Source organism: Trichocoleus sp. Lan, assembly GCF_039961855.1.
Lineage (GTDB): Bacteria > Cyanobacteriota > Cyanobacteriia > Cyanobacteriales > FACHB-T130 > FACHB-T130.
In genome coordinates this window covers 58660-82162 of the sequence record NZ_JAMPKA010000019.1, presented here as the reverse complement: position 1 = coordinate 82162, position 23503 = coordinate 58660, and the positions used below count along the sequence as shown (strand labels likewise).

At 46.9% G+C, this 23503-nt stretch carries 16 protein-coding genes; 5 read left to right on the top strand and 11 right to left on the bottom strand.

Going from position 1 to position 23503, the window contains the following annotated elements; genetic code table 11:
• Nucleotides 1-47 precede the first annotated feature (47 nt).
• Both NDA03_RS17690 and NDA03_RS17685 read right to left on the bottom strand, forming a co-directional pair.
• Nucleotides 48-1805, bottom strand: coding sequence for an EamA family transporter (locus tag NDA03_RS17690; protein WP_190427481.1), 1758 nt, complete (start codon nt 1803-1805; stop codon nt 48-50).
• Nucleotides 1806-2449: 644 nt separating this feature from the next.
• Complete coding sequence (locus tag NDA03_RS17685) at nt 2450-3799, bottom strand: inorganic phosphate transporter (RefSeq protein WP_348238732.1); 1350 nt, start codon at nt 3797-3799, stop codon at nt 2450-2452.
• Nucleotides 3800-4083: 284 nt separating this feature from the next.
• Between NDA03_RS17685 and NDA03_RS17680 the strand changes: the two genes are divergently transcribed.
• Genes NDA03_RS17680 through NDA03_RS17670 form a run of 3 tightly spaced genes read left to right on the top strand, consistent with a single transcriptional unit; the run spans nt 4084 to nt 6594 of the window.
• Nucleotides 4084-5478: a hypothetical protein gene (locus NDA03_RS17680; RefSeq protein WP_348238731.1), complete on the top strand. Its 1395-nt coding sequence runs from the start codon at nt 4084-4086 to the stop codon at nt 5476-5478.
• 15 nt (nt 5479-5493) lie between these two features.
• Nucleotides 5494-5898 (top strand): hypothetical protein, encoded by a 405-nt coding sequence (locus tag NDA03_RS17675; RefSeq protein WP_348238730.1) that lies wholly within the window; start codon nt 5494-5496, stop codon nt 5896-5898.
• Between the two features lie 54 nt (nt 5899-5952).
• Complete coding sequence (locus tag NDA03_RS17670) at nt 5953-6594, top strand: hypothetical protein (protein WP_348238729.1); 642 nt, start codon at nt 5953-5955, stop codon at nt 6592-6594.
• Nucleotides 6595-6750: 156 nt separating this feature from the next.
• Here NDA03_RS17670 and NDA03_RS17665 read toward each other — a convergent pair whose 3' ends face one another.
• The 7 genes from NDA03_RS17665 to speY form a co-directional block, all read right to left on the bottom strand.
• Complete coding sequence (locus NDA03_RS17665; RefSeq protein WP_190986242.1) at nt 6751-7311, bottom strand: chemotaxis protein CheW; 561 nt, start codon at nt 7309-7311, stop codon at nt 6751-6753.
• 111 nt (nt 7312-7422) lie between these two features.
• Complete coding sequence (locus NDA03_RS17660; protein ID WP_348238728.1) at nt 7423-11253, bottom strand: response regulator; 3831 nt, start codon at nt 11251-11253, stop codon at nt 7423-7425.
• Between the two features lie 211 nt (nt 11254-11464).
• Nucleotides 11465-16888 (bottom strand): GAF domain-containing protein, encoded by a 5424-nt coding sequence (locus NDA03_RS17655; protein WP_348238727.1) that lies wholly within the window; start codon nt 16886-16888, stop codon nt 11465-11467.
• A gap of 122 nt (nt 16889-17010) precedes the next feature.
• A complete protein-coding gene (locus NDA03_RS17650; RefSeq protein ID WP_190412984.1) occupies nt 17011-17598 on the bottom strand; it encodes a chemotaxis protein CheW in 588 nt (195 codons plus the stop codon).
• A 35-nt stretch (nt 17599-17633) separates the two neighbouring features.
• Complete coding sequence (locus tag NDA03_RS17645) at nt 17634-17999, bottom strand: response regulator (RefSeq protein WP_190412983.1); 366 nt, start codon at nt 17997-17999, stop codon at nt 17634-17636.
• 29 nt (nt 18000-18028) lie between these two features.
• Nucleotides 18029-19246, bottom strand: a complete 1218-nt coding sequence (locus NDA03_RS17640) for a response regulator (protein ID WP_190412982.1) — start codon at nt 19244-19246, stop codon at nt 18029-18031.
• A 355-nt stretch (nt 19247-19601) separates the two neighbouring features.
• Entirely contained in the window at nt 19602-20795 is a 1194-nt protein-coding gene (gene speY / locus NDA03_RS17635; RefSeq protein ID WP_190412981.1) for a deoxyhypusine synthase, read from the bottom strand.
• Nucleotides 20796-20822: 27 nt separating this feature from the next.
• Between speY and NDA03_RS17630 the strand changes: the two genes are divergently transcribed.
• Complete coding sequence (locus tag NDA03_RS17630) at nt 20823-20993, top strand: hypothetical protein (protein ID WP_348232578.1); 171 nt, start codon at nt 20823-20825, stop codon at nt 20991-20993.
• A 74-nt stretch (nt 20994-21067) separates the two neighbouring features.
• On the opposite strand, the gene NDA03_RS17625 is transcribed toward NDA03_RS17630, so the two are convergent.
• A complete protein-coding gene (locus NDA03_RS17625) occupies nt 21068-21586 on the bottom strand; it encodes an O-acetyl-ADP-ribose deacetylase (RefSeq protein WP_190437520.1) in 519 nt (172 codons plus the stop codon).
• A 68-nt stretch (nt 21587-21654) separates the two neighbouring features.
• Between NDA03_RS17625 and NDA03_RS17620 the strand changes: the two genes are divergently transcribed.
• Entirely contained in the window at nt 21655-22095 is a 441-nt protein-coding gene (locus tag NDA03_RS17620) for a hypothetical protein (protein WP_348238726.1), read from the top strand.
• Nucleotides 22096-22295: 200 nt separating this feature from the next.
• Here NDA03_RS17620 and NDA03_RS17615 read toward each other — a convergent pair whose 3' ends face one another.
• Entirely contained in the window at nt 22296-23387 is a 1092-nt protein-coding gene (locus NDA03_RS17615; RefSeq protein ID WP_190412977.1) for a response regulator, read from the bottom strand.
• Between the last annotated feature and the right edge of the window lie 116 nt (nt 23388-23503).

Below are 23503 nucleotides of genomic sequence, written 5' to 3'. Positions count from 1 at the left end.
GTGAGCATTGCCCACCCTAAGACGAATCAAGTAACCAACAGGATCGTTTATTTTGCGGGTTGCGCCTTGTTTTGAACCAGCAGCCGCTCAAAACTTAGGGCAAACACTCCCAGCGTCACCAGTACGATGCCGAAAATTGATATCGGCTGTAAAGCATTCTGAGCGCTCGGAATAATCAAAAATGCCAAAACTGCTGTTAACACAGGGCCACTAGAAGCGATAATCGAGGCTCGTGCGGCACCCAAGAAGCGAACGCCAAAGTTATTTAACAAATAGCCTGCTAGAGTTAATATCCCCAAGACAACGCCGCCGATAATTAAACCCAGGCGCTTATCCGGGATGACCTGAACAGCCAAATTTTCTGGTAATGGCAACATCAGACTGATGCTAGCCAGGACAAAGATGGTTGTAAACTGAACCAAGCTGACGGGGACGGGGTGAAGCTTTTGAAAGCCAAGCTGCATAAAAATCAGGTAGAAGGCAAAGGCGATTCCTGAGGCGGCGGCGGTGCCAACTCCCACCCCAGAAATGCTTGCCACCCCACTATTAACCGCCGGGAAGATTTTAGGCCAAGCTGCGAGGATAACACCCAAGGAAATCGTACACATCACTCCAACGCGCAGGAAGGTGGGGCGATCGCCAAAAAACAGCCACGCCAGCGGGACTGTAATAATTGGATACATAAACAGAATTGTCACTGCAACCCCTGGGCCAATTTGGGGGATGGCGATATAAATCAGGACTTGCGACAAAAACAGGAAGAAGCCACTCCCGACTACCGTTAAAAGTCCGCGCCGGTCTGGATCTAATAAAAACTTCTTAATATCCCTCCACACGTTGGGATAGAGAACGATGGCAAGTAAAGCCATTAAAGGCAGCACCACCATCATGCGGAACCACAAAATTAACAGCGAGTTGCCCAAACCTAGCTTGATGAATCCTCCCAAGGAAAACAAGTTAAAAATTTGACTTTCTCTGCCAATGATTTGGACAACCACGTTATGAACCGACAGCGCCACGGTAGAAATTAAAATCAACAATAACCCTAACTGACCTTGGGAGCTTGGTTTAGGTTGGCGTGGCGGTGGTAACGGGGCAGCCGGAACCGAGAACGGAATCGCATTCGCTTCTGGAGGCTGTTTGCGATCGCTATAAGCTTGCCCTCCTACCTCTGACTCTGATGGTACTAAGGGCAGCGCATCGCTTTCTGCTTGCAGCTGTTCGTGCAGGCGATTGACGAGAGTTTCTAAAATTGCTTCTCCTTGTTGCTCCAAGCCGTGCATCCGCGACAGCTGCTGGGAGAACGAACTTTGATAGCTGCTGATGTCTTGTTGCAGTGTTTTAAAAGTCGTTCTTAGGGTTGTATCCAAGGAAGAGAGGATTCGGTAGGCACTGTCGTTGTAGTCATTTGCCGAGGGCGGCAAATTGGCGCTGCTAGTGCCACCCAGCGGGTGATAGGAGCTGCCTGGTTGCTGGGACAGCCGTTGCATCAGCAGATCTTGCAGGTGTTCTGCGATCGCTTGGGTGAGTTGCCCAACTAAATATTGCTGCTGATCCTGATCAATTTGTTCTTGAGGCAGAGAGCTTTGGGACGAGGGTAATTGCTGACGCTGAGCTTGTAGATGATTGATCTCATCGACCAACCGGGATTTCTCAGCCTGGAGTCGCTCAACGTCTTGATTCAACTGGACGATGAGATTCTGCTTCAGGTTCTCAAGTTCCTGCGTCATCGCCCTCAAAAGAGCCTCTGTTGCCGTAGCATTTCCGGTGTTGTGATTTTCCGGTAGATTGTCCAGTTGCCCCATTAGCGTATAACCTCGGTACGATTGGCTATAACGAAGTGTAGTTTTAACTTAGTCTACTTAAGTCTTGTTAGTATTTCTGATATTTTGGCAGATACACTTTCTGATGGATGTGATTTTGCTCAACTAGGTGTTGTTTCTCCGATGAAGGAAAGTGTTTGATGTTTTGTCATCAATCCTGACAGATTACTCCAAAATTCTGGTGCTTTTTAAGAGATTTTTCTGGTGAATTTAATTTTGTTCTAGACTGTTGAATCTTGCAGTAACTGCAAGAAAAACTACTAAGACACCATCCTCCAGTGATACATTGAACAACCAAGAGTGAGTTTCTTCTTCCCCGCGAGCGAGAGACTTTTGGGGGAGCGGACAACTTTTGCAAGAAGTCTAGTATTTTGCTCTCCAACCGCCTCGACAAAAGGAGGCAAAAAAGTTCGCGCCATCTTATAGAAGCAGCGGTTCGAGCTTTGCAACACGCGGCTAAAACGGCGCTGCGTTCCCCTTGCCTGGAAACCAATTAATAACTGGCATTTAGGATCGAGTTTTTGGACGCGGACGCATTTTCCCCAACAGGGTAGCAGCCGCCGCCTAGAAACTCCTTCCAGAAAGAGTGTATCCCAATCGGGCAACCGGAGAGGGGATGTAAAGTTTTAAATTGAATCCATCAAGTGGAAAATTCCGAATTGTCCCCCTATCTGACGGATAACTAGAAAGATAATTGCCCCCAAACCCGCACTAATGGGAAGGGTAATTAGCCAAGCGAGTCCAATCGATTGCAGCGTTTGGAAGCGGATGGATTTCCAGTCTTTGACTGCACCAATGCCAACCACAGCACCGACAAGGGCGTGGGAGGTGGAGACGGGCAAGCCGAGCCGGGAAGCAAGCAAGATGGTCGTAGCGGTTGCGAGTTCGGCGCAGAAGCCACCGCTCGGTTGGAGGGAAATAATGCCTTCTCCAATTGTCGCAATGACTTTTTTGCCCCAGACGGCAAGACCGGCAACGATACCGGCACCGCCCAATACTAGAATCCAGAGGGGAATGCTAAAGCCAGTGATAGGAACGGAACCTGTGCGATTGATATAAACGATCGCCGCTAAGGGAGCGATCGCGTTGCCAACATCATTGGAACCGTGGGCAAAGGCAACGAAGCAGGCACTTAATAGCTGAAACCGTGCTAGCTGACGCTCAATGGGATTGAAGATTTTAGATTGGGGATTTTGGATTTCGCTGTTGTCCGTCTCATTGGCTCTCGCGATAACCCTTGTGTCTACAAGCTGTTCTGCTTCCTCGCGGGCTAATTGTCGCCAGATGAACCGGGTAAGGCCAACTGATGCGATCGCGCCAATCAACAGAGGGATATCGTGGGCAGGAAGGTTGATGCCGAAACGATTTGTCAGCCAGGTATCGATGGGTTGACTCACAGAGGGTAGAACAATCACCCCAAAGACGCCCAGCAACGTCACGCTCAACCAGGGAATCCATTCGCGCAGTTGAAAAAGTGGATTGGGTTGATCGAGAATCCAACGCTTGACAACGCTGTAGAATAACGCGGCAATCGTGCCACTGATGACCGGCGTTATCACCCAGGCGAAGCTAATTAGACCAATTAATGACCAATCGATGGCACCGACACCCGCCGCCACCCAGCTAAAACCAGCGATCGCGCCGACTACCGCATGAGATGATGCGACTGGCAAGCCCAGACTGGTGGCAATTTGCAGCCAGACGCCACAGGCTATCAATACCGAAACCATGCCAATCAGTAGCATCTGAGGTACGGCAGCGAACAGTTCTGGATTGACAACCCCGGTTGCCAGCGTCTCCGATACAGAACGACCAAACAGCACGGCACCTGTAAATTCCAACACTCCGGCAATCACCAATGCCTGCCGTAGGGTGACAGCCTTCGATCCCACCGACGTTCCCATCGAGTTAGCAACGTCGTTTGCGCCCAGATTCCAGGCAACGTAGAAAGCTAGCAGGGCAACAAAAACAATCATGCCGTAAATATAGATATCGACACAGCTAGTTTATCCGGTGAAGGATAGGGGAGCGAACTGAGAACTCAGCGTGCGGCTAACGCCTCGCTTCTCTAACGCGATCGCGCTGAAGGGAGAGGAAGCGGCGATCGGGATTTGAAGCGATGTTTTTTACTCAAATCGAGGCAAAATTTGCGCGATTATCACTGCGGATACACGCGCCCAACTCTGTATAAGTATCTATTCAACGATTTGGGAAGACCGACTTCTCAATTGGAGCGGTGTGAGTTTAGTAGGGCTAATTTATGCGTTTTCCTCATGTTGCTGTTTGTACTTTAGCTGCTTTTGTGGCTGGAGGGATGACAGCCCAAGCAAGTGAAAGTCCGAGTTCCGAAGGTTCTCCCCAGGCAGCCGTGACCGATGATGGGAGTGTTGCTACCCTGATGGTGACTCCCATGAGTATGGCAGCGATCGCTGCCCCAGAAATCCAACCAGAACCACGATTGGCATCCAGGCAGGAATTTGCGCCGCCTTCTGAGAATGCCCCAGGATTCACTGTAAGGCAACTTCCGGCATTGACAGCTGCCCCCCAAACTGATTTGCCAGAAATCCCTGAAACTGCGGCGCTTCCCTCAAATAACGTCCTCTCCCAGTTATCAACAGCTTCTGATATTAACCAGTCTGCATCTGAGGAATCCGGGAGGAAAGCTTCTGACTTAGCTTCCTTCCGAAACGGGGAAACCGTTAACGAAGTGGCTGTCAATGAACGAACGATACCCGGTGGAAGTGTATTTACATCCAAGGCTGAGGCACTCCGTCCAGATGAGGCGATCGCTAACTCGTCAACGGTACAAACCAGCCAGTCAATGGCAACGGAACCGAAAGCCAGAAATACCTGTGCCTCGCAAAGAATCAAGAACGTTAAATCCTTAGATAATGCAACTTATCAAGTTGCTCAAGAAGTAAGCACACCGGCTACAGAACGCTGTCCGGGTCCGGAACCTGTTGCGCCGCTAGCGTTGCCAGCACCCATCGAGGAATTTGAAGGTTCGCCCGCCCTGAGCATTTATATCCCAGTTGGCTATGGTGCCGATAGAAACACCGCCTTTATCAGCGGCACCTATCAACCCAACGTGCGAGAAGATAGTGGTTCTGTGGGGGCTGCGGGAATCGGCATCGGCTTAGGCAATGCTGATAAAGCCGTCGGGGTAGAACTATCCTACGCTTTAGCGACAAATGACAGCTTCGGCGAAGGTGGTTTTAATGGCAAGCTGCATCGTCGATTTGGGGGAGATGTATCCGCAGCATTAGGCTGGAATGGTTTTTTAAATATTGGTCACAACGACTTTGAACAATCCAAATATGGAGTTGTTACCAAAGTATTCCGAACGAGAGAATCTCTCAATGATGCTTTCAGCCGCGTTGCTTTTACGGTTGGTGTCGGCGATGGACAGTTCCGTTCCAACGGTGCGGTTGATGCGGGTGAAAACAATATCAACGTGTTTGGAAATTTGGCAGTTCGCGTTGTTCGACCTGTTAGTTTGATTGCGGAATGGACAGGACAGGACTTAGCATTGGGTCTTTCCATCGCTCCCTTCAAAAACTTTCCTTTTGTGATTACTCCAGCCTTGCGCGACGTTGCGGGTGCGGGTGATGGCTCTCGATTTGTATTAGGTGTTGGGACAGCATTGAAGTTTTAAGGAGGAGTACCCCAAATGCACACCATAAAATCTCTGGGTTGGGTTGTTGGCTTATCAATTGTGGCGCTGGGTATGGCTGCGCCTGCGAGAGCCGATCGTAGTTATTCTGACATCACGGGAACGAATATCTGGAACAATACGGCACCCGTTTTTGATACTGATGACAAGTTAGATCCGGAACTAACCGCAAATATTACCCGGCTTAACCAAGAGTCAGAAGCAGCTTTTCAAGCCTGCGGGGCAGCCTTGACGGAGCAAACTCCTACTACGCGCCGGTTTACTCGACAGCCTCAAACACCACCCCCTGTTCCGCAGGCGTGTCAGCGTCTAGAGGAGTTAAGGACAGAAGTAGAAAACTTGAGAACGACTTTGCAGCAAAAAGACATTTCCAGAGCCAACTCCGGTTTGCGGACTTGGTAGCGGTTCGGTTGTCAGTTGCACAGTCATTCTAGTGTGAGCAGGAGCAAGAATACGATGAGGCAGATGAAGCGTAAAAACGGTAGAACCACCGGGTTCAAGTGGCTACTGGGAGCGATCGCGGCTGGGTTTATGGGCGTGGCAACGCCCGTTCACGCTGAAGATTTGTTTGGCAATGAAGCTGTCCAGTTCCCGGTGGATACGACGATTGAATTTGAATTCAAAGAGTCCCACGGAGCTTATCGATCAACGCTTGGCGTTGTCAATTTAGATACGGGTGAAGAGACCGTGCTGTTTCAGGAAGTCAAACCCTATGACGGCTTCGGAAGCGAACAGCCTCAGCCTTCCTCGCCCGGTCAAAATAATATTGGCACGGCAATCGATTTTCTGGGGACAGTTGATGGGGGCGCTGTACAAAATCGACTCAGCGAATATACTTTTAAGGCGAATACCCGGTATGCTTTCTACCTGGAATCTGTTAGCCCTACAGGTCAAACTCGACGCAGTGTCAGATCCACCACTAACTTGGCAGCTGCGTTTAATGGCAGTTTAGATGGTGGCACGAACGAAGAAATTACTGGCGTTCGCATCGCTTGGGACGATACAGGTCTACCCCAACCAGGAAAAGATGAGGATTTCGATGACTTCGTGATTGAGGCGGGAGGTTTTCCACCCGTTCCCTGTCCACCAATCCGCTAATCGCAATTTCATTATTTTGATCCCCCAAATTTACTCCCTTCAAAAGAGGAGGTAAATTTGGGGGATTTGGTTGTAAGTCAATATCAATTAACGAGAGCGATCGCGCTTCAGGAGATGAGGATGCGATCGCTAACTCCTACCGATTCCAACCGGGTATTATTGATGCTGCTGTTCTATGTCCTCATCCGTACCAGGTGGCAGAGCCAAATTTCCCCAAGAAAGGCTCGTTGTTGTATCAATATCTAATAGAAATAAGGTTAGAGAAGTCTCTGGTTGAGAAATGACAGCAACGTGACTGGCTATCCCTAGGGAGTTAGCGTGACGAAAGGATTCGGGTAAGACTCGAATCGTAGATAAAGGTACATCTATCAAAGCGGGAACGGTTTCAACGGGGATACCATACAGTTCACCCTCTGTATCTTGAATAACAATCAGGTAGGCTCCCTGAAGGGTTTCTTGGGTTGGGTTGGATGAAAATAACCGCTGCTGTAGATTCAAAACAGTCACTTCGCGATCGCCTACATGAGCAATACCGACTCCATTCAGTTCGCTGCCAAAAATTTGGGTAGAATTTAGCACTTTGTAGATAGACTCAATCCGCAAACCCAAGTTTAAGCTACCAATGCTAAACACAAGCACTTTAATAGCGGGTACAGACGCGGAAACATCTAACGGATCGAAATCTGGGGGGGTTGAGTTGATTAAAGTGCTGTTCATGCCTTTTTTTCAGGGGAAAGTAGGATTCATCCCTCCCGATTCACCCAGAGGGGTGGGGTGGGTTTCTGGACTGTAATAGATATTTTTAAAAACATTGAGATGCTCTCATTATTATGAGCTACGAACGGCAGCTCCTAAAGAGCCACTTTTTTCAAAAAGGGCTTTGAGGGCTGCTAAGAATTCTTGCTCTAAGTAAGGTTTGCTAAAGTAAGCACTGGCTCCCAAGTGAGTGGCTAATTGTCGATGTTTTTCACTACTGCGGGAAGTCAGCATTGCTACAGGTATTTTCGATAGTTGCGGATCTTGACGACGATGGTTAAGAAATTCAAAGCCATTTAGATTCGGCATTTCTACATCGCAAACTACCATTTGAATGTTGGAATTTTGCTGTAACTGTTCGATGGCTTCCCGTCCATCTCTTGCTTGTAAAACGCGGTATCCTGCTTTTTGGAGTGTTAAAGCTAAAGTTTGTCTCAGGGTAATGGAGTCATCTACGATTAATATCAAAGGCGATTTAGCTGTGTTTGCAGATACTTTACTTTTGTCAATTGATGCAGTTTGGATGGGGGAAGCAGTTGGCAGATCGGTGAAAGTAGTCGTAGCGATCGCGTTCTTACTTTGCCCAACCATCTGGGTGAGAAGCGTTGCCCCATCAATTACCGGAATCAGGCTCCCATCTCCTAAAATCGTGCAACCGTAAATATAACTTGGAGGCGCGATCGCTGCACCAAAGGGTTTGATCACCAATTCTTGCTCTGTGACCAAGCGATCGATTTCTAAGGCAAGAATTTGGTTATCTCGGCGGATTAGCAGCATCGGTGGTGCCCAAGCTTCGGGAGTGGGAACGGCGACTAAAGCTTGGCTGGGAATTGATTCAGGCAACGGACAACTATAGTCCAGTAATTCTGATAAGTGATAGACAGGAACGATTCGCTTGCGCCAGTGCAAGAATCTCTGTTTTCCAGAGTGCTTCATCTGGTCAGTTTTCGGAATGACGATCTCTTCAATGCTGTCAGCGGGGAAGGCGTAAGCAGTGGAACCAACCAAGCAGACGAGTAATTTAGCAATCGTCAGCGTCAGCGGGATGCGTAACGTAAAGGTGGTACCTTTTCCAGGAGTGGTCGTGACGGTGATGGTGCCTTTGAGCGATCGCAACTGCGATCGCGCCACATCTAATCCCACACCTCGACCCGACAGTTCGCTGACTTGAGCCGCAGTGGAAAATCCTGGCTCAAATAGTAAATCTAAAAGTCGAGTGGTTGAAGTTGTAACCACTTGTTCTGGTGAAAGCAACCCCAACTCTAGTGCTTTCAAACGGATGCGTTCTAGGTTGACTCCTTGACCGTCATCCCGTACTTCAATAATCGTGTGACTCCCCTGATGATAAGCCTGAATTTCAATCTGACCCCGCTCCGGTTTCCCTTGCTGACGGCGTACTTCTGGTGGCTCAATCCCGTGATCGAAGGCATTGCGGAGCAAGTGCAGTAAAGGATCGTTGAGTTTTTCTAAAGCGGCTTTATCAACTAAAACTCCCGTCCCGCTTAATTTCAGCTCGACTGGCTTTTTGTATTTTGTGGAAAGGTCGCGCAAAACTCTAGGAAAGCGGCTCAACACTTCGCGCAGGGGAAGCATCCGCGCCCACATCAAATCATCCCGCAAGTGGGCGATCATTTGACGTTGACTTTCTAAAGTTTGGCTTGACTGTCCAGCTAAGTGTGCCACATCCCCGACGATTTCTTCGAGTTGCACCATCTCTTCGAGGCTCTCTTGCACCATTGAGTGCAATGCTCCATAGCTGTCCATCTCTAGGGAGTCAAACGAAGAAGTTAGGGGTGTAGAGGTGCTAGAAGACAGGAGATTTTGCTCTATATTTTCCTCGGTTTCAGACGCAGGAAATCGCGTTTTTACATCCGGCTTTTCTGCTTTTCGAGATGCGATTTGCTGGTCTGACGCAATAGAATGGCGTTCTGGAGCCACTATCATCTGGTCTGATAAATCGCGCAGATGATTGGCGATTTCCTGAAATTTAGTAAACCGCCGCAGCAGTTCTTGTACCGTTGCTTGCAGTTGTTCGTTTTGGAGGAAAAGACCGTTTCGGTTAATGGCAAGTTCACCCACCAAGTTATTCATTCGTTCCAGTCGATCTAAGTCAACTCGAACAGAAAGTTGGGGAGTAGAATTGGTAGGGACAATGGTTTCTTTCTTCTTGTCTTTGGCAGCAGGCAATTTAGCGGATCTAGAAGTTTTAGGCGCTGCTTTGTCGATTTCAGACTGAATTATCTGAGGCGAATTTTTTGTGTTGACTAGATTGACCGGAAGCTCGGTTACGGAAGGCAAACTATCAAATAATTGCTCGATTTCCTGAACAACTGCTTGAATATTCGTTGAGGATTTTGTTGCAATTAATTCTGAGTGTAGTTCTGGAGCTGGGGGAGAAATAGTAACTAGGTTAGTTTCTTCAACAGCTAGCTCTAATTCAGGAATTTCCTCAATCAGCGCCATCGGCTCAGCTACTTCAAAAGAAGATGAGTTTTCAATTTCTATCTCTGGTAAATTTGAGGCAAAACTACCAAAAACTTCATCTAGAGAAGGAGGGGAAGCGAGGATTTCTTCTTGAGCGATTAACTCAAATTCTTGATTTAGATTAGCTGCTGGTAGCGCCGGAAGTTTCAGCCCGTTGAAAGATGAATTATTATAAAAATCTGTAATTTCTGCTGTTAATTTTGAATCCTTAAAAATTTTATCTGAAGTTTGTTTCTGTTTTCGCTCGTCTAAGTTTGGTTTGAGACTTTCCTCATCTGTAGTTAAGGTTAGATGCTCAGGTTCATCAACTTTGAGAAGAGGGAGTTGATTTTGAGTTGATAGGCTGGAATCTGAGAAATCAAGAATTTCGTCGAAAGCAGCGATAGAAGTTAGCGTTTCCCCTGGAATGCCTAACTCGGTTTCGGAAATTTCTTCAGATGTGAATAGTGCCGAAACGTCTAAGAAATCTTCATTGATTTCAGAAGGGAGGACAGAGCTACCAAAAATATCTTCAATAGAAGAAAAGGAAAAGGAGAGCGCTGATTCCTCTTCATCTTCAGTCAGTGTCAGTAGCTCTAATTCGGGAGCCAGTTGGACGCCTGTAACCGTTGATCCAGGGGAAGTTTGAACTGGAGAAGTAGCAGCAAGTTTTGTTAAAGCGGTAGAGGGAGAACCGCCAAGCAAGCGATCGCCTGCGAGTACGTCTTCTCTCGCTGCCAGAAAATCAGCTAATGCCAGTTTAGCAATCTGCAAGGCTTGTTCGGGATGAGCATCGAGCGCCGCCAAAGTAGTTTGCGCGATCGCTCCAAATCCTGGCAAACTTAATAATTCTGCGATGCCGGTAAATACATCAGCGAGTGCCCGCAATTCTCCGGCTACTTGATTGCTCTCAGGATGGGCTAAAACATGAGTGAGGCGCTCTAGTTCTTGCGCCACGTCCACTTCAAATATCGATAAGGTGATATCAATTCCCAATTCCACCGCATTGGGTAAAACTTCCTCTCCGGTGAGGAAATCTCCTAATTGTGCCTCAATTTTGGCAAACACGGGTTCGGCGATCGCGATCGCCTGTTCTGCGTTGAAATGACCCGCCAGAATCTGCTCCGTTAAAGGGAGGCGGAGACAATCATAGGCTTGCAGCAATAAGCTTTCTAGTTCGGCATCAATCTCTAACTCTTTGTTGTGGAGCGCCTTAAAGATGTCTTCAAGGCGGTGAGCTATCGTTTTGATCGTTTCGAGTCCTACGCAAGCAGATCCCCCTTTAATCGAGTGAGCCGCACGCATGAGACTGTGAACTTTCGCGGTTGTCCGCTCTGTCTTGAGCGTCAGCAGTTCCGATTCGATGACCTGCAACAGCTCTGGAGCTTCTTGAATGAAGAACTGATAGGCTTGGTCGCGGATATCAGAGTCGAGCGCCATAATACTGAATTGGTAATTGGTAATTAGTAATTGGTAATTGGGGAAAAGGCGTATGGGAATTGGGAATTGATAATTGATAATTGGGGAAAAGGGGTTTAGTAATTGATAGTTGGCTGGATTCTTCCCATTACCAACTACCCATTACCAACTACCCATTACCAACTACCCATTACCAATTACCCATTACCAATTACCCATTACCAATTACCCATTAGCTAACTTTAAATCGACCCACGTTTGCTTGCAGTTCTTGCGCCAACGCTAGCAATTCCTTAAAGGATGCCGATACATCGGTGGCTCCCGTTGAGGTTTTAGTGGCGATTGCTGCCACGTCGGTCATGGTTTTGGTGACTGCATCGGAAGCTTTGGATTGCACGACAGCCGCTTGGGCGATCGCTTCCACCAAGGCGCTGATCTGGGCGCTGGCAGTCGTAATTTTGTTCAGGCTTTGGCGGGTTTCATCCACCAGTTTCGTCCCTGTAACGACCTGCTCAGTGCCTGCTTCCATCGCCGCTACCACCTCATTAGTTTCTGCTTGAATGCCTGCAACCAGCTTTTCGATTTCCGCCGTTGCTGCCGCCGATTGCCGCGCTAGCGATCGCACTTCATCCGCAACGACGGCGAAGCCTCGACCCTCTTCCCCAGCGCGTGCCGCCTCAATTGAAGCATTGAGCGCCAACAAGTTCGTTTGAGCGGCAAAGGTGCCAATTAGGTTCACCACTTTGGAAATCTTTTGCGAAGATTCGCCCAAACGCTTGACTTTTTTAGAGGTTTCTGCGACAGTTTCCCGAATCGCTAGAATCCCGTCCACCGTGCGGTTCATGGCAGCGTCACCCTCCTTCACAATCTGCGTCGCTTGTTGAACCGCAGCTTCCGCTTGTTCGGCATTGGCAGCAACCGCTCGAATCGAGGTGGACATTTCCTGAATTCGATCCAGAGCAGCTAAAATTTCCTCTGATTGCCGTAAAGCTTCTGCCGATAGCTCTTGAACAGAGACTTCATTGCTGCTGGTGGTTGCTGCCACTTGTTTGGCGGCGGTTTGCACCTGGCTAACAATTTTCCGTAAGCTACCGATCGTGGCATTGTAGGAGTCAGCAATCGTGCCAATTTCATCCTCAGTCACCTGCGCCCGAATGGTGAGGTCTCCTTTACTGACAGGATCGACTTCCAGCAGCAGTTCCAGCGCTCGTTTTTGCAGGGCTTCCTTGGCTGACCTTTGCTGTTCGGCATTTGCAGATTGTTGGCGGGTCGCTTCCTCTTGCGCCGCCAGCAAAGTTTGAATCTGTTCCAGCAGCGTCGCTTGGTTGAGGGCAATACCCACTTGAGTTGTCAACTGGGTGAACAAATCGATTTCACCCTTCTGCCAAATGCGAGTCCCCGAACATTGATGAGCAATCATCAAGCCGAATAGCTCGTTATCTACTACGATGGGCACGACCAAGTTAGCTTTGACTTGAAAGCGCTCCAACATTTTAATGTGACACTCGTTCAGACCCGCTTGATAAATATCCTCAATCGCACGAATGCGCCCTTTGTTGTAGCTTCCCCCCTGCGTCTCTTTCAAGCAGGTATCTTCGATTTTGACGCCTTGAGTGGGCATCCAACCCGTCGCTACAGATTCTGCAATTACCGTCCCATCCCAGTTCGCATCGAAGCGATAGACGATTAAGCGATCTGTTTTAAATGCGCGTCGCACCTCTTCGACCGCTGTATTCAGAATGTCTTCCAGCTTCAGAGATTCCCGAATGCGGAGGGTAATCATCGACAAAAGTTGCGATCGCGTGGCTTGAGCTTCTTTCTGTTCCAGATAGCTGATGCGGTCTATCGCCAAACCAACTTGAGTGGACAACTGCGTGCAGATAGCGACTTCAGACTGCTGCCAAGTCCGAGGGGTTGAACACTGCTGGGTACACATTAAGCCCAGTAGTTTGTCACCGCTAACAATCGGGGTGATCACATTGGCTTTGATTTTTAATCGCTCGTACAACTCAACGTGACAAGGGGCGAGATTCGCTTGATAAATGTCATCGATAACAAACACGCGACCTTTGCGGTACAACTCTACCCCCGCCTCTGAGTCGGTGAAATAGGTATCTGCTACTTTCATGTTCATGCAGGTCGGTAATCCGGGCGTCACCGCTTCCGCAACTACATTCCCACTCCAGTCCGGGTTAAAGCGATACAAAAACACCCGTTCCGCATTCAGGATTTGTTGAGCGCCAATCACTGCTTTCTCGAAAACCTCTTTGACATCGAGAGATTCACGAGCGCTGTTGGCAATATCTGCAAACAATTGTGTCAAATTGGCTTCGACTTCTCGCTGTTTGGCTTCCGCTTCCTTCTGTTTGAGGAAACTGATTCGGTCTAAAGCTAAGCCGATTTGAGTAGATAACTGCGAGCAAAAATCTACTTCATACTGCTGCCAAGTCCGAGGAGTAGAACACTGCTGCGTACACATCAAGCCTAATAGTTTGTCACCGCTGACAATTGGGGTGATTACATTGGCTTTGATTTTTAATCGCTCGTACAGCTCAATGTGACAACCTGTAAGATTGGCTTGATAGATGTCATTAATGACAAATACGCGACCCTTGCGATATTTTTCTACACCCACATTCGAGTCAGTGAAGTAAGTATCGGTCACGGTCATTTTCAGGCACGAAGGTAAGCCAGTTGTCACCGCTTCCGCAACAACATCTCCACTCCAATCCGAGTTAAAGCGATACAAAAACACTCGTTCTGCATTCAGGATTTGTTGAGCGCCAACAACGGCCTTTTCAAATACTTCCTTGACATCTAGCAACTCACGAGCGCTAGTAGCAATATCAGCACACAGTTGAATGCGCTTAGCTTCAACTTCTTGCTGTTTTGCTTCAGTTTCTTTCTGTTCTAGGAAACTGATTCGGTCTAGAGCTAAGCCGACTTGAGTAGATAACTGCGAGCAAAAGTCTACTTCATACTGCTGCCAATTCCGAGGATTTGAACACTGTTGCGTACACAGCAAGCCTAATAGTTTATCACCGCTGACAATCGGGGTAATCACATTGGCTCTAATTCTTAATCGCTCATACAACTCAACGTGGCAATAAGTCAAACCAGATTGATAAATATCATTAATGACAAATACGCGACCATTGCGATATCTTTCTACCCCCACATTCGAGTCGGTGAAGTAAGTATCGGTAACAGTCATTTTTAGACAGGAAGGCCAACCCGGCATTACTGATTCAGCAACTACATCCCCACTCCAATCTGGGTTGAAGCGATATAAAAACACCCGTTCCGCATTCAGGATTTGTTGAGCGCCAACAACGGCTTTTTCAAATACTTCCTTGACATCGAGAGATTCACGAGCGCTAGTAGCAATATCGGCACACAGTTGAATGCGCTTAGCTTCAACTTCTTGCTGTTTTGCTTCAGCTTCCTTCTGTTCTAAGAAACTGATTCGGTCTAGAGCTAAGCCGACTTGAGTAGACAACTGCGAACAAAAATCGACTTCATACTGCTGCCAATTCCGAGCATTTGAACACTGCTGCGTACACAGCAAACCTAATAGTTTATCACCGCTGACAATCGGGGTAATCACATTGGCTTTGATTTTTAATCGCTCATACAACTCAATGTGGCAACCCGTAAGATTGGCTTTGTAGATGTCATTGATGACAAACACGCGACCATTGCGGTATCGTTCTACCCCCGCTGGAGAGTCGGTGAAGTAGGTATCCGTGACGGTCATTTTTAAGCAGGAAGGCCAACCTGGAGCAATAGATTCCGCGACGATATCTCCACTCCAGTCTGGATTGAAGCGATACAAAAACACCCGTTCTGCTTTGAGGATTTGTTGAGTTCCTTGAACGGCTTTCTCGAAAATTTCTTTGACATCTAACGATTCCCTGGCGCTGGTGGCGATATCGGCACACAACTGTAATCGCTTGGCTTCAACTTCTTGTTGTTTAGCTTCAACTTCCCGCTTTTGCAAATAGCCAATCCGATCTATGGATAGCCCTAATTGAGTGGACACCTGGGTACAGAAATCGACTTCAGACTGCTGCCAAGTCCGAGGATTAGAACACTGCTGCGTACACATCAAGCCGAGTAGTTTGTCGCCGCTAATCAGCGGGGTAATTACATTGGCTTTGATTTTTAATCGCTCATATAATTCAATGTGGCAAGGGGTGAGATTGGCTTTGTAGATGTCATCAATGACAAAAACGCGGCCCTTCCGATAGAGTTCTACTCCCACCTTGGAAGAGGTGAAGTAGGTATCAGCTACCTTGATTTTCATGCAGGTCGGCAATCCGGGCGCTACCGCTTCGGCAACAACATAGCCACTCCAGTCAGGATTGAAGCGATAGATGAATACTCGTTCTGCATTCAGGATTTGTTGCGTGCCTTGAACTGCTTTCTTGAATACTTCGTGAATATCAAGAGATTCTCTGGCACTGGTAGCAATATCAGCACATAGTTGTAATCGCTTGCCTTCAACTTCTTGCTTGCTTAATAAGTCTTTAACTCGTGCTACCAAGTTATTGAAGCTGACAGCTAGAGTTTGGGTTTCAGTAGTCCCGCGAGGTTCAACGTAGGCATCCAAATTTCCAGCAGCAACCTGCTCTGATGTACCCGTCAATTCTTTCAAAGGAGCAGACCAGCGACGTGCTAAACTCACCACAATGCCTGCACCTACGGCTCCCAAGGAAAGAAAAATTAGGACAAAAATTAGTCCATGCTCATTTCCAGCCGCAGCAATTTCCGAAAGTTCAATTGAGGTGACACTGACCAAATCGATGCCAGGAACTGCGGCAAGGCTATACTTTCTGCCGTCCCGATCGAGTGAAGTAGTCAGAACTAATTGTCCCTCTTGGTGAACGTAAGGGATAATGGTAAGTCCCTGGAGTTGACCTGTCGTGGCAACGTAGCTTGGCTTTTTCCCAAGGGGAGCGTTTTCCCCAAAATTAGCCTTTTGTACTTCTAGTTCGGCTAACAGAGCTGTGGCTGTTTGTAAAACCGCATCGCCACCCAATACTTCTTTTTGAGCGATCGCTCCGTTAGATGTAATGGTACTAATAACGGCTTTGCTTGCCGGAGCCAAAATCTGAATTTTTTCAGTGTTACTCAGTCCCACATGCTCCAACGGCACCGCTAGTTCGTCAAAGTTAGCAGCACGCGCAACATCAATAGTTAAGGAATTTTCTGCCAAAGACGACGAAATCAAAGCATCCTTGACCTTTACGCCAGCCAAGTTGGAGGATAGCATCGCGTCATTCCATAATTTCGTCTCGGTGCGCCCAGATGCTTGATAATTCGTCATCCCCCAGCTCACGATACCTGCGATCGCTAGCGGTGCTAGTACCACAGGTAAGATGGTCCTCAACAATTGGCTGCGGAGCGTGGGGCTTTTAGATAGATTCAGTTGTGGAGGCGGCGGGTTAATGTGGTCTTGCTCTGTTTGCTCTAGCTGCTCTTTTCCCTTGTTCTCTACCTTTTGCTCAAGATTTTGAGAGCCGTTTAAATCTTGTTGGTTCGGAATGAGCTTAAGAGGAGGGGGTTGATGGCTAACACCTGTCTTGCGACCCCGGAGACGACGCTTAATATTGGCTTTTGTTGTATCTGATTGAGGATCGGAAGGCGTCTTCATAGTTTAAACTTTGCTAAAGGTAGATGAGTGTGGCGAGTTGAGTTGATTAAGGGATACAGATAGAGGTTAAAAAATTGAAATTCCAGACCCAAAGAAAGACATCTGGATATTCAAACAGCCATTCAAACTTCTGGCTTAGGCATTCCAGCCATGATGGATTCTCCCTCTAGAACCACCAGTATTTCACCATTTGATTTCAGCCAATATCCCCGTAAAAATGGCACCAATTCCGGGGTGACAGATGATTGTGGAGGAGATTGAATTAAATCTGGATCGCAGCTTTCGATGTCTTCGACTCGATTCACTACCAATCCCAGCATCTTTTTTCCTGTGATTTGGCTACCAGTTCGCTGTTTCCCAAGGATTTGCTGTTCCCCATGAATCACAATGACTGTGTAGGTTGATCGGTTAATTGCCTGTAAGTATAAGGGAGTCAGCCCTACCAAATGACCGAGATCCGCAATCCATAAAATCTCACCGCGCCAGTTATAAACTCCCATCACCCAAGCTGGCATATGAGGAATGGGGACAATCTGACTAACTGGAATTGTCAGCACCTCTGTCATTTGGTGCATGGGGAATAGTGCGGTAATGTCAGGAAAAAGATGAAACCGCAAAAATTGCTCTTCCACGACTGCTTTATGTTCTGCGGTTGGGATTTCAAGTTGTTGAATTAAAGCTTTGTTTCCAGACAAAAATTCAGATTCCATTGCTTGTCTCTTGACGGTGCTGACGAAGATTTTTCCTAACCTTTAATTAATTGATTAACAGTACGCAGTAGTTCCTCTTGATCGACTGGTTTTGGAATGTAGGCATCTGCTCCTTGTTTCATGCCCCAAAATTTATCCATATCAGTGCTTTTGGTGGAACACATCACGACTGGAATTTTGCTGGTTTCTGCATCTGCTTTGAGTTCGCGGCAGAGTTCAAAGCCGCTACGACCGGGCAATACAACGTCTAAAATGATCACATCAGGTTTATGGCTACTGATTTTTTCTAAGGCTTCTTCTCCAGTATTGGCTGTTAAAACATTTAACCCACCTCGTCGCAAGCAGCTAGCAAAAGTTTCCCTTTCAGTTAGGGTATCTTCAACGATTAAAGCAGTATGCATTGTATTAAGGCTCCTAGGAAAAACAAAAATCAACTGACCACGAGGGAACTGTTTTTGAGGTGCTTGAGGTACTTGTTGGTTATCGCTAGCACCTTTTCTGCATCGACTGGTTTCCCCATGAAATCTGAAGCTCCGACAACCTTAGCTCGGACTCGGTCAATGATACCGTCATTTCCTGTCAAAATAATAATTGGGGTATCTCGGAAAGCAGAAACTTTACGCAATTGGGTACAAATTTCATAGCCGTTCGTATTGGGCATTACCAAGTCTAAAAAGATGATATGAGGTTTGCGGTTTAATAAAGTAGCGATCGCTCGCATCGAATCTGGTACTGCCAAAAATTGATACCCGGCTGACGTAAGAATCTTTTCCATATTTTTGCAAACCAACGGGCTATCATCCACACAAGCAATGAGTGGTTTTCGAGTTGCCGCTTGAGCGGGTGTTTTGCCTGAAGAAGTCGGAGGATTTTTAGCAGTTAATTCTGAAGAAGTCGGGGAAACCGGATTTGCTAAATCAGGAATATCATTTAACTCTACTAATCCAGTTTCAAGGTAAGGCAATAGAGATCGGGTTACTTCCGCAACATTGCGCTTAGTTTGAACTGCAATATCTCGTAAGGTTCTTTGCCCATCTAATAACAATGTCAGAGATTTATAAACGGTAGGCGATGTTTTTTGTTGGAGTTGTTCTGGTTGCTTGATCGATGGCGCTCGATTGGGAAGCACATCAGAAATTTTAGCGATTTTCCAGGCTTGCCAAATTTCTTGAGTTTTCGCGATCGCTTGTTCGGCATCAATCAATAACAACTGGGGGGCTAAGGCATTTTCTTGCTTGATTTGTAATGCTTTTGGTACTTCTTGAGTAATGTCAAACAATAATTCAAGAACAATGCCTTGAATTATTTTTACAACTTGTTCACGGGTAATTTTTTGCTGCTTCAGCCATAAACATAACAAATAATATTCTCGACAGTTTTTGCTAAGATCGGAAGAAGTTTCAGAAATATCAGTTTGTAAACTAAGTTGATTCGGACTAACATTAGAACAATTTATTCCTAAATGTCTTTGCCACCTTCTAACTGGATGAGTTCCTCCAGTTGCGTACAAAATCCGACCCAGGTAGAAGTAAAGAATCCACTCTCGCCCCAAAGTACCTTTCAGGAACAGCCGCCCACTAAAGCGAGCTTCCTTCAAAGTAGTCAGCTTGCTAGCAAAAGCAGTAATCGTCATAGGTTGGGCGGTCATAATTCTTGATTCCTTCTTGCAAAGTTCGCTTGACTTTAGCGAAAACCAGAGTTTACATTTATAAATATTTCTGATAAAAAAGCCTATTAATTTAATTAATAGCACTATATAGAAATAACAAGTCTCAGTAATTTTACTGAAATATTTTTAGAATTTTAGGCGTTCCGTAAATTTACGAAAACCCCCTATTTTAATAATTTTTATTAAGATACGAGCAAACAATTTGATTTCGCTTTGATAATAGTAAACTGAGTCTTAGTTGAGTAAACAATTAAGATAGTTTATTGAGCATAAAACGGAATAAAAAATCCCCCAGGTTGATGCAACTTGGGGGATTTGATCCAAAAGCAGCCTGCTATTGGGTATTAGGAATTAGCCTGCCGCAGGGATAAGTTGCTACAGGTTGTTCAGAAGCATTTTCGACAACAGCGGCAGGAATTTCATCGGAAGGCTGGGTTTTTGCTGCTTGATAGTCCGTCCGCAATTTTGAGAACATCTCTTCTCGACGATCGTACAAGCGCTTCAGGGGGCGGGGCTGACATTGGTTCATCACGTAGGCGGCGATGAGAGGTAGGGCAATTGTGCTGTCGGTGTAACAGACAATGGTGCTAGGTAACTCTTCGGGGTCAATCTTGCCCCAGCTAACGGCTTCGCTGGGTGTTGCACCAGAGAGTCCGCCGGTATCAGGACGCGCATCGGTGACTTGTACGAAGTAATCGTGACCTCGTTCCTCTAATCCCAACACTTCGTGAAGTTGCGGTTGAGTTTGCAGCAGGAAGTTTTTGGGACTACCACCGCCAATAATCACGGCGGCGCTTTTGCCTTCTACGTCTGGGTTGCCGGTTTCACGAGCGCAGTAGGCGATCGCAGCTGTCTCATTCACATCAATGGCTGGATCTAGCACTAAGTTTGAGCCTTCCAAGGACAATGCTGCTACGTTCATCCCAATCGAACTATCCCCCGGCGAAGAAGTATAAATAGGCACACCACATTCATAAGCTGTCGCCAATAAGCAGGAATTTTTCACTCCTAACTGCTTTTCCACTTCCCGAACATACTTTCCAAGCAGGTAGTGAAATTCAGCAGTTCCCATCCGCTTTTGGAACGGTTCTGCTTGCAAAATCTTTCGGATGAAGGCATCAGTTTCCAGCAGCACATCGTAGCCAAAGATAATGTCATAAATGCGAATGGTGCCTTCTTCGCGCAGTTTCACATCATCTGCAAACGGATTCCCTGCGTAAAGGTCGAAACCCAGCCCGAAATGCATATCGTGGTAAAGATTGGCACCCGTGCTGATCATCCAGTCAATAAAACCGTGGCGAATCAGGGGAGCCAAAATTCCCACACCCATCCCAGCGGGGGTCATCGCGCCTGATAGACTGACTCCGACGGTGACGCCCTCACGCATGACCTCTCGGCTGAGCAAGTGACACATTTCCCGCAGACGCGCTGAGTTGTAGGCGCTGAAGTAACCATCAATTAGATCGACAACATTAATTGCTGTCGGCATGGGGGCGGGTGCGATTTTGTTACCGGGCAGTTGTGACATTTTTTACTTTTAAAAGAATGAACCGCATTGTCAACTATAACCAGCAAAAGCGAGTCAGAAACCCAACTGGAGCAGGAAAAATATAAGTGTGGGGAAAAGATAAATGAGAGCGAGAGCGATCGCACTCGTTGCATCCTCACGCAGATAATTTTGTCGGGTAAGCAGCGATCGCGATCGCGCCATCCCTTATCTGATTGAATTCTACTCAGTATCGGTGGGGTCTTTTTGCCCTTACAGCACTTAGGATTTTTTCAGGCGATCGCTACCTTGTGTTAAATAATTTCTTTGATCGCAGCCGAGTAAGAATTATAGGCAGTATCCCCAAAGCAAACGAAAATCGTCTGCTCTATCGAGGTAGTGCGCTCCAGAAACTTCTTCACTTCAGTTACAGCAATTCTAGTGGCGCGTTCTATCGGGAACCCATAGACACCCGTGCTAATAGCTGGGAAGGCAATGCTGCGTATCTCGTATTGCTCCGCCAACGCCAGAGAATTGCGATAACATCTAGCTAGCAGCTCATCTTCCTGGCGATCGCCCCCTCGCCAAATTGGGCCAACTGTGTGGATTATCCACTCGGCGGGGAGATTGTAACCTTTTGTAATCTTTGCTTCACCCGTGGCACAGCCCTTCAACTGGCGACATTCTGACAACAATTCTGGTCCAGCGGCGCGGTGAATTGCCCCATCGACGCCGCCACCACCGAGTAAGGAGGTATTCGCTGCGTTGACGATCGCATCTACCTTTTGCTGAGTTATATCACCTTGAACGATTGCAATTTTGCCTAAAATCATGGGATTTTTTCCCTTAGCACAAAAAACTGACCAAGACCGGCTGAGTCATAATTGCCATCATAGGGGTGTTGCAAAGCTCCCTGCGGGGATCGCAAAAGCGATCGCCACAATTCGATAAATCTAAAATTTTTGTAAACTGGAAAAAGGTCATTCTCATGGCTTTAATCCAGAGAAGGATTTTGTCTCAGTCCAGTCAATATGACAAGATGGCAAGCAATCTTTCCTCTCGCAATCCAGTTAGAGTTCAATCAGCATCTCAGAGTCAGCACCATAATCATTGGTCTAATTTTGAGGAAATGTTGCAACGGCTTCATGCAGAAGGTTTGTACATTCATCCCGATCATCTGGCAGAATTTCTGCTGGCGCATGGTATCCCTGTCAACCTCCGCTATGTACCCGAACATTTGAAGAGTAAAGCGGTTTTCATTAACGAGAACTACCAGGGCGATATGGCTCATTTAGTTGAAGAACCCGATGCTACTTCCAGCCAGTTTCCGTGGTTGAATTAAGACCCGATAATCGCTAATGGCTAATCGCTCTTGGCTAATTGTTAATAGTTATGGGCGATTAGCGATCGGCTCTCAATTAGAGATGTAAAATCAAAACTTTGATTTTTCCTCAACAAGGGGAGAAATTTAATTTAGCAGTTTATTTATATCTATTTACTGATAATAGTTGTGCTACAAATTGCACATAGTTTTAAATTCGTTCACATAGGCAGGGCAACACGCACAATGGTTTTTTGAGTGGGAATACTCTCAATTGATAATTCGCCAGCGTGTAGTTCGGCTAGGCGTTTAGCAATGAGCAAGCCCAAACCAGAGCCTTGCTGTGAAGCGAGTTTGCGCTCAAATCGCATATAGGCTCCAATTGTCGCAATTTGCTCTGGTGTCATCCCCTGTCCGAAGTTGCTCACGGACAGTACAAAAGTGCTATTTTTACATCGAGTGGCAACGCGAATTGCGGTGTTGGGAGACGAAAATTTACAGGCATTATCGATTAGTTCTTCCACAATTTTTCGCAATTTTGGCTCTGAAATTAAGACGGCAGCTTCTTGGAGGTCTAATTCCAAATCCATTTCCCGACAAACTTGCTTGGCTTTTTTAATCGCCGCTTCTGCGATCGCGCTCTTCGCTGAATCAGTTCGGCTGTTTTGTCTAAGATCCGCTATCTGAAGCGGATCGGTTCCGATTAGCTCTAATTGAGCGAAGAGTAAAAAATTCTGGACTAACTTAGATAAACGTTCCGCAGAGGTACGAATATCGACTGCCATTTCTAGAATTTCTTGCGGTTCTAGGGAGTCGGCTTCATCAATTAACATTTGCGAACAACACAAAATGCCATTGAGGGGAGTATGGAGTTCGTGAGGGAGGGAGAAAGAGATATTGCTGCGTAAATCATCGAGTTTTTTTTGCGAATGTCGCTCAATCGCCGCCTGTTTTTCCATCCTCGCTGCGATCGCTCCCAGTAATTCCGCTCTCGTAAATGGCTTGGTGAGGTAGTCGTCTGCACCCAATTCCATCCCTTGACGCCAATCGGTTTTCGCTGCTTTGGCAGTGAGAAAGATAAAGGGAATCGTTGCCGTGACAGGGTTAGAGCGAAGTGCCTTCAGAACGCCATAACCGTCGAGTTCCGGCATTAGCGCATCGGAGAGAATTAAATCAGGGATTTCTGCTTGAGCTAACTGCAACCCTATTTGACCATTTTCGGCTGCAATAGCGTCAAATCCCTCTGCTTCTAACAACTCCAGAATGTTCTCTCTGATAGATATTTCATCTTCAATTACCAGAATCTTTGCCATATCAGCGATCGCCTAGCAGGTAAGCAATTAAAAATTAAAAATGTCAGCTCCCAGGACTGCAAACAAGATGTTCGCTAGGATTGTCCAAATTCAATGCACAACAACCGAGCAGCTTT

What these genes read in the sequence shown, in the direction of transcription:
- NDA03_RS17660 (WP_348238728.1), bottom strand. Translation starts at nt 11,253, where the DNA reads ATGGCGCTCGACTCTGATATCCGCGACCAAGCCTATCAGTTCTTCATT.
- NDA03_RS17670 (WP_348238729.1), top strand. Translation starts at nt 5,953, where the DNA reads ATGAGGCAGATGAAGCGTAAAAACGGTAGAACCACCGGGTTCAAGTGG.
- NDA03_RS17615 (WP_190412977.1), bottom strand. Translation starts at nt 23,387, where the DNA reads ATGGCAAAGATTCTGGTAATTGAAGATGAAATATCTATCAGAGAGAAC.
- NDA03_RS17625 (WP_190437520.1), bottom strand. Translation starts at nt 21,586, where the DNA reads ATGATTTTAGGCAAAATTGCAATCGTTCAAGGTGATATAACTCAGCAA.
- speY (WP_190412981.1), bottom strand. Translation starts at nt 20,795, where the DNA reads ATGTCACAACTGCCCGGTAACAAAATCGCACCCGCCCCCATGCCGACA.
- NDA03_RS17665 (WP_190986242.1), bottom strand. Translation starts at nt 7,311, where the DNA reads ATGAACAGCACTTTAATCAACTCAACCCCCCCAGATTTCGATCCGTTA.
- NDA03_RS17680 (WP_348238731.1), top strand. Translation starts at nt 4,084, where the DNA reads ATGCGTTTTCCTCATGTTGCTGTTTGTACTTTAGCTGCTTTTGTGGCT.
- NDA03_RS17655 (WP_348238727.1), bottom strand. Translation starts at nt 16,888, where the DNA reads ATGAAGACGCCTTCCGATCCTCAATCAGATACAACAAAAGCCAATATT.
- NDA03_RS17650 (WP_190412984.1), bottom strand. Translation starts at nt 17,598, where the DNA reads ATGGAATCTGAATTTTTGTCTGGAAACAAAGCTTTAATTCAACAACTT.
- NDA03_RS17640 (WP_190412982.1), bottom strand. Translation starts at nt 19,246, where the DNA reads ATGACCGCCCAACCTATGACGATTACTGCTTTTGCTAGCAAGCTGACT.
- NDA03_RS17685 (WP_348238732.1), bottom strand. Translation starts at nt 3,799, where the DNA reads ATGATTGTTTTTGTTGCCCTGCTAGCTTTCTACGTTGCCTGGAATCTG.
- NDA03_RS17645 (WP_190412983.1), bottom strand. Translation starts at nt 17,999, where the DNA reads ATGCATACTGCTTTAATCGTTGAAGATACCCTAACTGAAAGGGAAACT.
- NDA03_RS17690 (WP_190427481.1), bottom strand. Translation starts at nt 1,805, where the DNA reads ATGGGGCAACTGGACAATCTACCGGAAAATCACAACACCGGAAATGCT.
- NDA03_RS17675 (WP_348238730.1), top strand. Translation starts at nt 5,494, where the DNA reads ATGCACACCATAAAATCTCTGGGTTGGGTTGTTGGCTTATCAATTGTG.